This is a genomic window from Frigoribacterium sp. VKM Ac-1396 (assembly GCF_015350895.1).
GTDB lineage: Bacteria > Actinomycetota > Actinomycetes > Actinomycetales > Microbacteriaceae > Frigoribacterium.
Genome location: NZ_JADKSD010000004.1, coordinates 74,912 through 86,279, shown reverse-complemented (window position 1 = coordinate 86,279; position 11,368 = coordinate 74,912). Strand labels below are relative to the sequence as shown.

Below are 11,368 nucleotides of genomic sequence, written 5' to 3'. Positions count from 1 at the left end.
GGACCGGCTCGCGCCTCCTGCGTGCTCGGCCCGTGGGCCGGGCCCGGCGGTGTCGCCGGCCGGTGGTGCCGCGGGTCAGGCGAGCAGCTGCTCGCTGAGGGTCCAGAGGCGGTCGGACTGCTCGGGGTCGAGGGCGTAGTCCTTGACGCCGCGGCCGGGGGCGTCGTCGCGGAACGGCTCGGCCTCGGCGACGTCTTCGAAGTAGCGGGCGCCCACGCCCTCGACGAGCGGGTGCACGGCCACGAAGACCGACGTCGCGGCGCCCTGCTGGGTCGACTTGAAGGCCGGGTTGGGGGTGCCCTCCTCGTCGATCCAGCCGCGGTCGAGCATCTCCTGCTTCGGCAGGTGGCGCTGCAGGGGTGTGATGATGCCGCCCGGGTGCACGGCGTTCGCCAGCACGCCGTCGTCGGCCCAGCGCTGCGTCACGCCGACGGCGAAGAGCGAGTTGGCCGTCTTCGACTGGCCGTAGGCCGCCCACGGGTCGTACTCGCGACGCTCGAACATGACGTCGTCGAACACGACCGGCGATCGGTGGTGGCCCGTGGAGCTGAGCGACACCAGGCGAGAGGGCTGGCCCGAGGCCTGCGCACCGGCGACCAGGGCGTCGCGCAGCGCGTTCGCCAACGCGAAGTGGCCGAGGTGGTTGTTGCTGAACTGGAGCTCCCAGCCCTCGGGGGTGCGGGTCTCGGGCGTCGCCATGACGCCGGCGTTGTCGATCAGCACGTCGAGCGGGCCCTGCCACGCGTCGGCGAAGGCCTGGAGGGTGTCGCGCTTCTCGAGGTCGAGGATCGCGGCGCGAACGGTGCCGGTGCCGGAACCCGTGTCGCCGCCGGCGCCCGTGCTGGCGCGGATGTCGGCGACGGCCTGCTCGCCCTGCTCGGGGCGACGGACGGCGAGGGTCACGTCGGCCCCGGCGGCGACGAGCGACCGGGCGGTCTCGATGCCGATGCCCGAGGCGGCGCCGGTCACGACGATGCGCCTGCCGGTCAGGTCGAGGCCGTCGACGACCTCGTTCGCGGTGGTGGCGGCGCTGAAGGGGGTGGTGATGCGAGTCATGCGGTCGACGCTACGCTCGGGGTCGTCGTCACGAGTCAGGCCGCGTTGCGGGCGCGGCGCAGGCGGACGAGCGCGGCGGCGTAGAGCACGGCCGCGACCCAGTGGCCCACGAGGCCGACCCACAGCACCACGAGCCCGATCGTGCGACCGACGGCACCGGCCTCGGCGAGCGGAGCAGACGCCGCGCCTCCTGAGCCACCGAACTGGTCGACCAGGGCGGCCGCGACCAGCACGAGCAGCAACCCGACGAAGATCAGCGCGGTGCGGATCTTGCCGACCCAGGTCACCGGGAACGACGCTCCGGCCAGCACGAACAGGGCGTAGGCGCTCAGCAGCAGGTCGGGCACGAGCAGCAAGGGCAGCACCGGCCAGGGCACGAGCCCGCCGGCGACGAACGCGATGACCACGACGATCACGGTGATGCGGTCGGCCACGGGGTCGAGCCACCGGCCGAGCTCGGACGTCGTGTTCGTCCGGCGGGCGATGAACCCGTCGAGGAAGTCGGTGACGAAGACGACCGCGATGACGACCATCGCCGACCAGTAGTGCTGCCCGACGATCAGCACGAGGAACACCGGCAGCAACAGCAGACGGGCCGCCGAGATGGCGTTGGGCACGGTGCGCCACTCGTCCTGTCGGAACAGCTTGTCGACGAGCGTCACGAGGCCCCCTCTGCACGGTCGCGCGGACGGTCGGCGCGGTCGCACCGATCACACCCGAGGAGGCGCGGGTCGCGCCCCCGAGATCGCCTCGAGTCTACGGGTGGTCACCACCGCCGCGCCGTCCGGGCTCCGCCCGCCTTGCCCGGCCAGCAGCGCACCGCGTTTCGTGCACCGCATCCTGTCTAGATGCGGCGTGGTGCACGAAACGCCGTGCGCAGCGGGCGGTGCCGTCGGGCGGTGCCGTCAGGCGGTGCCGTAGAGCGACGCCGGCAGCTCGCGCGTGAAGATCTCGGCCGTCTTCGGCCCGACCCCCTTGAGGTCGGCCAGCCGTCGGGTGAGCTCGGCCCGGTCGGCCGACGATCGCACGAGGTGGTTCACCGAGCCCCAGTCGCGGTCGACCCGGCCCATCACCTCGTGCAGCTCGTCGCTCATCACGTGGTCGATGCGCGCGTAGCTGCCCTCGTCGAGCAGCCGACGCAGCCCCTCGTGGTCGTGCTCGGCGAACCGCGCCGGGCTGGTCAGCCCGTGGTCGATCAACACCTGGTACGTGTCGGCCGCGACGTCCTGCTGCACGGGCCGACCGAACAGCACGCTCGCGAGCAGCCAGCGGTAGAGCTGCTGCGGTGAGCCCTCGCCCACGTCGATGCCGAGGTCGGACGGGTGCTTGACGTCGCTCATGCCGTCTTGTCTACGCCCGGTGCGGGGCCCTGGTGACGCGACCCGCGCCTCCTCGCTTCGCCGGCACCGCGTGTCGTGCACGACACCGCGTCCAGACGCGGTGCGGTGCACGACATGCGGCGCTGAAGCCCGCAGGGCGGGCGGGCGACCGACTAGCGGTCGGCGTGCTGCAGCGTCGGGTAGTCCGTGTAGCCCTCGGCGCCGGCCGCGTAGAACGTGGCGGGGTTGGGCTCGTTGACCTCGTGGTCACCCTCCCAGCGCTCGACCAGGTCGGGGTTCGCGATGGCGAAGCGACCGACGGCGACGGCGTCGGCCTGGCCGTCCGCGACCTCGGCGATCGCCTCGTCGCGCGTGGTGATCTGGCCGAAGCCGCTGTTCGCGATGAACGCGCCGCCGAAGCGGGTCCGCAGGTCTTGCACGAGCTCGCCGCGCAGGTCGGCCTGCAGCACGCTGAGGTAGGCCAGGCCGAGCGGGGCGAGGCCCTCGACGAGCGCGCGGTAGACGGCGGTCACGTCGGCGACGTCGGTCTCGACGACGTCCTGGATGTTGTGCATGGGCGACAGGCGGATGCCGACGCGGCCGGCACCGATCGCCTCGGCCACGGCGGTCGCGGTCTCGATCGCGAGGCGGGCGCGGTTCTCGGGGCTTCCGCCGTACTCGTCGGTGCGCACGTTCGACACGGGCGACAGGAACTCGTGCAGCAGGTAGCCGTTGGCGCTGTGGATCTCGACGCCGTCGAGTCCGGCCTCGAGCACGGCGCGCTTCGACGCGGCGACGATGTCGGCCGTGACCTGGTGCACCTCGTCGGTGGTGAGGGCGTGCGGCACCGGGAAGTCGACCTTGCCGGCGGCAGTGTGCACCTGGCCGTCGATGGCGACGGCGCTCGGGGCGACGATGCGGTCGGTGCGGGTGATGTCGGTGTGCGAGACGCGGCCACCGTGCATGACCTGCATGACGATGGTGCCGCCCTCGGCGTGCACGGCGTCGGCGACGCGCTTCCAGCCGGCGACCTGCTCGTCGGTGACGATGCCGGGCTGGCCGTCGTAGGCCTTGGACTCCTGCGAGGGCCAGGTGCCCTCGGTCGTGATCAGACCGAAGGAGGCGCGCTGACGGTAGTGCTCCACCACGACGTCGCCCGGAACGCCGTCGTCGCCGGAGCGCAGACGGGTGAGGGGCGCCATGACGACGCGGTTGCGCAGCTCGAGCTGGCCGAAGGTGGCGGGAGAGAAGAGGTCCAAGGGTGGTCCTTCCGAACGATGACGCGCCCACGGGCGGGGGCACTCGTGGGCCAACCGGGAGCTCGCGCCCGGCATTCCCCGCCGGCGCGTGCCGAGACCCCAGCAAGTCACCGAGACCCCTGGGCGCGCGCTGGGGTCTCGGCGACCTCCTGGGGTCTCGAGGGGCGGGCGGCTGACAGGGCCGGCAGCGCCGGGAGGGCCGCGAGCAGGGCACCGATCGCGGCAACCGTGAGGGCTGCGCCGTAGCCGTGGGCCGCGACGACCCACCCGAGCAGGGGCGCCCCCGCCGCCTGCCCCAGCACGAGCAGGACGAACAGCAGCGCCGTCCCGCTCGCGGCCTGGGCCGCGTCGATCTCGGCCGTCCAGGCGATCAGCGCACCGGTCGCCGCCGTGTAGGCCCAGCCGAACGCCGCGCAGGCGACGAGGGCGGCCGGTACGACGCCCGGCAGGGTGGCCAACCCCGCCGTCCCGGCTGCCATGGCGGCCAGCGTGAGTGCCCACAGGGCACCGGGGGCGAGACGTGACAACGGTCGAGCGGTGACGACGACGGCCGTGCCTCCGGCCCCGAGGCAGACCCAGGCCCAGGCCGACACCCCGGCCGGGACGCCCGCGTCGGCGAGCAGGCTGCGCCCGTAGTTCCAGACGCCGGCCGAGGCACCACCGGCGAGCAGTGCCGCCAGCAGCACCCACCGGTGGGCGGCGATCCATCCGAGCGGGGGCACGAGGCCGGGAGGCGCGGCGTCCGTGGTCGTGGTCGTGGCCGTGGCGGTCGCCGGCGACTCGGTGCCCGGCGCGTCGCCGGAACGGACGTCGGAGGCGCGGCGTTCGAGCACGAGGACGGCCCCGGCCGCGACGATCGCCGCCCCGGCGGCCACGAACCAGGCGAGCCGCCACTGGGGCAGCAGCGCGAACGCGAGCACCCCGGCCGCGACCAGGCCCGGTCCGGTGCCGGCGTTGACGACCGCCTGGGCACCGGCCTGCCGTCCGTCGTCGAGACCGCGCTGCAGGATGCGCACGAGCGCGGGCGACGCCAGCCCGGCACCGGTCGAGCCCAGCAGGGCCGCCACGGCGAAGGGGACCACGTCGGGTGCCAGTGCCATCCCCGCGGCACCGATCGCCGCCGTGGCGCCCGCCGCGACGACGAGTCCGCGGAAGCGGCGTCCAGCTGCCGCGAACCCCAAGACCGCGCCGACGACGTAGGCCGATGACCCGCCGGAAGAGATAGCGCCGGCCACGCCGGCGTCGAACCCGAGGTCGGCCTGGATCTCGGGCAGGTACAGGCCGTAGGCGAGGCGGACGAGACCGTAGGTCACGGCGATCAGAGCCGTGCCCGCCACGACGAGGGCGAGACCGGCCCGGTGAGCGCGTCGTGGCATGAACGAAAACGTACGTTTCATTTCTGCAGCCTAAGCTGTCGGCATGCCTCTCCGCCCGTCCAGTGAGAAGAAGATCCTCGACGCCGCCGACGACCTCTTCTTCACGAACGGCATCGCGGCGACGCCCGTCGACGCCGTGCTCGCCCGGGCCGGCGTCTCGGCCGCGACCCTGTACCGCGGCTACCGCAGCAAGGAGGCGCTGGTCGCCGCAGCGCTCGCCCGTCGCCACCACGAGTGGCTCGCCACCTGGGACGCCGCCGTGGCCGGGCACGACGAGCCCGGCCCGCGCCTCCTGGCGGTCTTCGACGCGCTCGACGACTTCCGGGCCCGGCCCGACGGGGCCCGCTGGTGCGCCTTCCTGGCGTCGGCGGCCGAGTACGCCGAGCCTCCGGCCGACGTGGCCGAGGCGGTGCGGGCCGACACCGCGACGTTGCGGGACCGCCTCACCGAGCTGGCCCGACCGCTCGTCGGTGGGCGCTCCGCCGAGCTCGCCGAGAGCCTGCTGCTGGTCGTCACCGGCGACCTCGCCATGCGGCTGCGCGAGCCCGGCCGCGACACCACGACGGCCCGGGCGATCGCCGCAGCCCTCGTCGCCTCCGCCGCCGCGACGTCACCGGACGCCTGATCCCGCTCCCCCGGACCTCCCGCTCCCCCGGGCCTCCCGTGCGCGTCGCGACCGCCATGCGCTCCCCGTCGCGGGTCGCGTCGGCGCCCGTCAGCTCTCGCGGTCGAACCCGGTGCGGACGGCGGCGATGTCGTCGTCGCCGTGCCCCCGGTCGGCGGCCACCGCGTAGACGTCGGCCAGGGCCTCGATCAGCGCCGGGTCGAACGACGTGCCCTGTGCGGCCTCGCGCATCAGCCCGAGGTCCTTGCGGAGGCCGTCGAGCGCGAACTGCGCCGGGTACTCGCCGGCGATCATCGTCGCGCCCTTGAGGTGCGCGTAGGGGGTGTCCGACTGACCGCCGTCGATCGCGTCGAGGAAGAGCTGCGGGTCGAGCCCGAGGGCCTCGGTCAGCGCGATCGACTGCGCGGTCGCGGCGGTGACGGAAGCGATCCAGGCGTTCGCCGCGAGCTTGAGGGCCGTGCCGTGCCCGACCGTGTCACCGGCGACGACGGTCTTCGACCCCATCGCGTCGAGCACCGGCCGCACGGCGCCGATCAGCCCGGCCTCGCCTGCCGCGAGCATCACCAGCTTCCCGGTGGCGGCCGGCTTCTTCGTGCCGAGCATCATCGCCTCGACGAGCCGGAGCCCCTGCTCGTCGGCGACCTGCACCACCCGGGCCGTGTCGGCCTCACCGATCGTGCTGGCCTGCACCCAGACCGCGTCGGGCCCGGTCGCACCGGCCGCGTCGGCGAGCACCTCGAGCACGGCGTCCCCGTCGAACAACACGGTGACGATCACGTCCGCACCCTCGACCGCCTCGCTCACCGTGTCGGCCACGGTGGCGCCGTCGGCCGCGAGCGGCTCGGCCCTCGACCTCGTGCGGTTCCAGACCGTCACGTCGAACCCCTCGCGCAGCAGTGTGCCCGCCACGCCCTGACCCATGATGCCCGTCCCGAGCACAGCGACCTTCATGCCCTCGACGCTACGCCCGCGCCGGGCGGGCGGCCACGCCGGGCGGGCGCGGCCGCGCCGGCGTCAGTCGAGCGGATCGGGCCCCACGGGGTCGGGCCGCATCGCGCGGCGCACCCGGGCGACGACCGACGGTGCGGGCGGGTCGTTGTACGCCCCGGCCTCGACCTGCCCACTGAGCCGCTGGATCGCCGCCATGACCTCGTCGGTCGCGTGCCGTCGGGCACGCCCCGACTTCGCCTCTCCGTGGTGCGACAGGTCGATCGGCTCGCCGAACTCGACGGTGAACCGCCGGAGGCGCGGGAGGCGCGAGCCCACCGGTTGCAGCTCCTGCGTCCCCGTCAGTGCAACAGGCACGACGGGCGCCCCGCTGGTCAGGGCGAGCCAGGCGACACCGGTCCGACCGCGGTACAACCGCCCGTCGAGGGAGCGCGTGCCCTCGGGGTAGATCGCGAAGGCGTCACCGGCCGTGAGCTTGCCGAGCCCCAGGTCGAGGGCGTGCTGGGCAGCGGACCCGGCCCCGCGCTCGACACCGATCGCGCCGATGCCGGAGAAGAACGCGCGGGACGCCCGACCCTTCAGCCCCGTACCGGTGAAGTAGGCGGCCTTGGCCAGGAACGAGACCTGACGGGGTGCCATGAGGGTGATCACGACGCTGTCCACGAACGAGAGATGGTTGCTCGCGAGGGTCACGGCGCCGCGTCGGGGCACGTGGCGACGGCCGATCACGCGGGGGCGCCAGACCACGCGGACCAGGGGTGCGAGGACCGAACGGCTGAGGGTTGTGAGCACGCTCCACTGTGCCCGACACCACATGTCGCCGACGGCATGGGTCGCCCGCCCGCCTCACCCGTGACCCGCGGTCGACCACCCGGACCACCCGATTCGGGGAACAACGGGTGTCCCCCTCAGGGAGGATTGCCGCGTCCGGACGGGGCCCCTATGGTCGTGATCGACCGAAACGGGGCGACCGTCCTGTTCGGAAGGCGTCCCTCGATCCCGACCGTCGAGGGGCCCCGACCTCGGTGCGGCAGTGCAGCCGCGCGCCGCAGCCGAGCCGACGGCCAGGACGTCGCCCGAACCGACGGCCCGGACGTTCGAGGGCCCGACGGCCCGACAATGATGCCCCGTGGCCGCGTGCCTCCCGCACGCCCGGCCACGACGCCGCACCTTCGAGACCACGACCCCGACGACGAGAGGACCGCCATGGACGACGATTCGGTCATCGCCCGCCCCCCACGCCTGGCGCTGGTCTTCGGCACGGCCGCGGTCGTGTACGCCTTCTTCGCGGTGACCAGCATCGTCGGGGCCGGCACCTCGGTCGGGGTCGGACTCGTCGCCACGGTCGTCGCGACCGGGCTCTACGGCCTGTCGGCCCTCGTCTGGCTGGCCCTGGTGGTCGTCGCCGTCTCGTCGTCCCGGCGATCACGACGGCCGGACGGGGTCGACGCGGCGAGCATGCGGTTCATCGGCGTCGCCCCGCCGGTGGGTGGCGCCGTGCTGCTCGCCGCGGCCTACGTGGCCCGGATGAACGGGCAGCCCTTCCTCGGGGGTTTCGAGGCGATGGTGATCACGACGGCCGGGTTGGTGGTGCTCTCACGCCGGTTCTCGGCGCTCGGGTTCCGGCCCGCCGGCACCAGTCGTCAGCGCCGGTCGTCGGGCGGGGGCGGCGCGTCGTCGTAGGGGTCGAACGGGGCGTCGGACGGCCAGTCGTAGAGATCGTCGGCCGGCACCTCGGGCACCTCGTCGACGGCGGGCGGCGAGTCGGCCCCCGCGCCACGGCCGGCGGCCCGGCCGGACGCTCGGCCAGCCCGGGCCGGACGGGCCGGACGGGCCGCAGACCCGCCCGCCGTGGCGGATGACGCCGCCCCCGCGGCGGCGGCCTCGGCCGGGGCCGTGCCACCGACGACCGCGAGCACCTGCTGACCGTAGGTGTCGAGCTTCTTCTGCCCGACGCCGCTGATGCCCGCCAGCTCGTCGAGCGAGCCGGGCCGCTCGGAGGCGATGCCCCGCAGGGTGACGTCGCCGAACACGACGTAGGCGGGGACGCCCTGGGCCCGGGCGACGCCGGCCCGCCACTCGCGCAGTGTCTCGAACAGGGCGGCGTCGTCACCCGTCAGCTCGGCGGCACCCCGCGACGCGCCCCGGCCGGACGCCCCCGAGCCACCTCTCGAACGGGCCGCACGGGCCGGGCGGTCGGGCTCGCGCCGCAGCCGCACGGCGCGACCGCCCGACAGCACCTCGGCCGCCGCGTCGGTGAGCAGCAACGTGCCGTAGCCGTCGGGCGAGACGGCGAGCAGCCCCTGGGCGAGCAGCTGCCGGACGACGCCGCGCCACTCGACGTCGCCGAACTCGGTGCCGATGCCGAAGGTGGACAACTGGTCGTGACGGTTTTGGACGACCTTCGGGGTCGACTTGCCGAGCAGGATGTCGACGATCTGGCCTGCACCGAACTGCTGGTTGCGCTCGCGCTTGAGGCGGACGACCGTCGAGAGCAGCTTCTGGGCGGGCACGGTGCCGTCGAGCGACTGCGGCGGGGTGAGGCACGTGTCGCAGTTGCCGCAGGCCGTGCTCGCCTGACCGAAGTACCCGAGCAGCTGCACCCGTCGGCACTCGACCGTCTCGCAGAGGGCGAGCATGGCATCGAGGTGGGCGCTGAGCTTGCGGCGGTGCTCGGCGTCACCCTCTGACTGGTCGATCATGCGGCGCTGCTGCACCACGTCTTGCAGCCCGTAGGCCAGCCAGGCCGTCGAGGGCAGACCGTCGCGACCGGCGCGGCCGGTCTCTTGGTAGTAGCCCTCGACCGACTTGGGCAGGTCGAGGTGCGCGACGAACCGCACGTCGGGCTTGTCGATGCCCATGCCGAAGGCGATGGTGGCGACCATCACGATGCCCTCGTCGCGCAGGAACCGCGACTGGTTGCGGGCGCGCGTCTGGGCGTCGAGACCGGCGTGGTACGGCAGGGCCGCGATGCCCTGCTTCACGAGGAACTCGGCCGTGCTCTCGACCGACTTGCGCGAGAGGCAGTAGACGATGCCGGCGTCGCCGTCGTGCTCGGCGCGGATGAAGCGCAGCAGTTGCTGCTGCGGGCCGTCTTTGGCCTCGATGCGGTACTGGATGTTCGGCCGGTCGAAGTCGGCGACGAAGTGCTTCGCGTCGTCGAGGTCGAGGCGCCGCGAGATCTCGCCGTGGGTGGTCTCGGTGGCGGTCGCCGTCAGGGCGATGCGCGGCACCTCGGGCCAGCGCTCGTGCAGCACCGACAGCTCGAGGTAGTCGGGGCGGAAGTCGTGCCCCCACTGGGCCACGCAGTGCGCCTCGTCGATGGCGAAGAGCGAGACGTGGCCGCGGTCGAGCAGCGACTTGGTCGAGTCGAGCTTCAGCCGCTCGGGGGCGAGGTAGAGCATGTCGAGCTCGCCCGCGACGAAGGCCTGCTCGACGGCACGACGACGGTCGGGGTCTTGCGTCGAGTTGAGGAACGCCGCCCGGACGCCGACCGCCTCGAGGGCGTCGACCTGGTCTTGCATCAGCGCGATCAGCGGCGAGACCACGATGCCCGTGCCGTCACGGACGAGGGCCGGCACCTGGTAGCAGAGCGACTTGCCGCCGCCCGTGGGCATGAGCACCAGCGCGTCGCCGCCCTGGACCACCTGGTCGATGATCTGCGCCTGTTGACCGCGGAACTCGTCGTAGCCGAACACCCGGTGCAACACGTCGAGGGCGGCGGCGGGGGCGTCGGGGGCCAGGGCGGGCGAGGCGGCGGGGGTCACGCGACGAGTCTACGAGCGGGCACCGACGTGGTCAGCCGACCCGCGCCTCCTGGGGGCGGTCGTCGGGCGCGGGCGGGCTGGGGACGAGGGGTTCGGCACGGACCGTCACGAGGCCCGAGCGTCGCGAGGCCCGCAGCACCAGCCAGACGTAGAGCGGCGTCGAGACCACGGTCACCGCGAGCGCGAGGGGGCTGCCGTCGCTCGACTCGACGCCCGCGTACGGCGCCGACAGCAGGAACAGCACGGTGTTGTTGAGCACGTGCGCGACGATCGCCGCCTCGAGCCCGCCCGTGCGCCAGCTCAGGTAGGCCGCGGCCACGCCGAAGACCGCGACGTCGAGCATGCCCCACACGTTGTAGTCGTGCCCGAGCGCGAACCCCACCGTGGGTAGCAAGATCGCCGCGATCGGGTACCGCAGCCACGAGCCGATCGTCTGCATGGCGAGACCCCTGAATGCGTACTCCTCGGCGGTCGCCTGCAGCGGCGTGACGAGCAGGATGACGACGACGGCCCACACCAGCGTGTCGGCCGGCGTGGTGACCGGCCCGGGGCTGATCGGCTCGCCCGAGAGGGGCGACACCACGAAGTAGCTGAGGCCGACGGTCAGCGCCATGAACGCCAGCGCCGGCACGACGCAGCGCGCGAGCCAGCGCCAACGCAGCCGGCCGGCGACGCTCGACAGCCGGCCGACCGCGCCGGGGCCGACGATCAGGGTGCCGAGCATGATCGCCGGCAGCATGACCGCGATCGAGGCGAGGGTCGTGAAGAGCACGAGCGGGTCGGCCGCGGCGAGCGCGTCTCCGTCGATGCCGCGCTGCAGTCGGGCCGCGGCCTCGGGTCCGCCGACGGCCGTGGTCGCCCCGAGGACCCCGACGTAGACCACGACCGACGCGAGCAGGTAGGTCACGGCCGCGACCACCGCGGCGAGCAGGGGCTTCCACCACCGGTACGAGGGCAGCGACCGGAACAGGCGGTGGTAGGCGAACGTCGTCACGCGACGAGCGTACGGGAGGCGCGG

10 protein-coding genes and 1 pseudogene are annotated in these 11,368 nt (G+C 73.7%); 2 read left to right on the top strand and 9 right to left on the bottom strand.

Annotated features, from left to right (window positions below):
* Positions 1–75: 75 nt before the first annotated feature.
* The 5 genes from ITJ55_RS15030 to ITJ55_RS15010 all read right to left on the bottom strand — a co-directional run bounded on the left by ITJ55_RS15030 (position 76) and on the right by ITJ55_RS15010 (position 5,010).
* Complete coding sequence (locus tag ITJ55_RS15030; protein ID WP_194596135.1) at positions 76–1,056, bottom strand: SDR family NAD(P)-dependent oxidoreductase; 981 nt, start codon at positions 1,054–1,056, stop codon at positions 76–78.
* Positions 1,057–1,091: 35 nt separating this feature from the next.
* Entirely contained in the window at positions 1,092–1,718 is a 627-nt protein-coding gene (locus tag ITJ55_RS15025; RefSeq protein ID WP_194596134.1) for a CDP-alcohol phosphatidyltransferase family protein, read from the bottom strand.
* A 243-nt stretch (positions 1,719–1,961) separates the two neighbouring features.
* The gene (locus tag ITJ55_RS15020; protein WP_194596133.1) at positions 1,962–2,396 is read right to left on the bottom strand and encodes a DNA methylase; all 435 of its coding nucleotides are present in this window, start codon (positions 2,394–2,396) and stop codon (positions 1,962–1,964) included.
* Between the two features lie 152 nt (positions 2,397–2,548).
* Positions 2,549–3,634: an alkene reductase gene (locus ITJ55_RS15015; protein ID WP_194596132.1), complete on the bottom strand. Its 1,086-nt coding sequence runs from the start codon at positions 3,632–3,634 to the stop codon at positions 2,549–2,551.
* A 107-nt stretch (positions 3,635–3,741) separates the two neighbouring features.
* Positions 3,742–5,010: an MFS transporter gene (locus tag ITJ55_RS15010; protein ID WP_228498733.1), complete on the bottom strand. Its 1,269-nt coding sequence runs from the start codon at positions 5,008–5,010 to the stop codon at positions 3,742–3,744.
* 43 nt (positions 5,011–5,053) lie between these two features.
* On the opposite strand from ITJ55_RS15010, the gene ITJ55_RS15005 reads away from it, so the two are divergent.
* A complete protein-coding gene (locus tag ITJ55_RS15005) occupies positions 5,054–5,635 on the top strand; it encodes a TetR/AcrR family transcriptional regulator (RefSeq protein WP_194596130.1) in 582 nt (193 codons plus the stop codon).
* A 90-nt stretch (positions 5,636–5,725) separates the two neighbouring features.
* Here ITJ55_RS15005 and ITJ55_RS16590 read toward each other — a convergent pair.
* Both ITJ55_RS16590 and ITJ55_RS14995 read right to left on the bottom strand, forming a co-directional pair.
* Positions 5,726–6,610, bottom strand: a pseudogene (locus tag ITJ55_RS16590) (NAD(P)-dependent oxidoreductase); the annotation flags it as partial.
* Positions 6,611–6,649: 39 nt separating this feature from the next.
* Positions 6,650–7,399, bottom strand: a complete 750-nt coding sequence (locus ITJ55_RS14995) for a lysophospholipid acyltransferase family protein (protein WP_194596128.1) — start codon at positions 7,397–7,399, stop codon at positions 6,650–6,652.
* A gap of 390 nt (positions 7,400–7,789) precedes the next feature.
* On the opposite strand from ITJ55_RS14995, the gene ITJ55_RS14990 reads away from it, so the two are divergent.
* Positions 7,790–8,266: a hypothetical protein gene (locus ITJ55_RS14990; RefSeq protein WP_194596127.1), complete on the top strand. Its 477-nt coding sequence runs from the start codon at positions 7,790–7,792 to the stop codon at positions 8,264–8,266.
* Here ITJ55_RS14990 and recQ read toward each other — a convergent pair.
* Positions 8,227–10,350, bottom strand: a complete 2,124-nt coding sequence (gene recQ / locus ITJ55_RS14985) for a DNA helicase RecQ (protein WP_194596126.1) — start codon at positions 10,348–10,350, stop codon at positions 8,227–8,229. The genes ITJ55_RS14990 and recQ overlap by 40 nt on opposite strands.
* 31 nt (positions 10,351–10,381) lie before the next feature.
* Positions 10,382–11,344, bottom strand: coding sequence for a type II CAAX endopeptidase family protein (locus tag ITJ55_RS16585; protein WP_194596125.1), 963 nt, complete (start codon positions 11,342–11,344; stop codon positions 10,382–10,384).
* Positions 11,345–11,368: the final 24 nt, after the last annotated feature.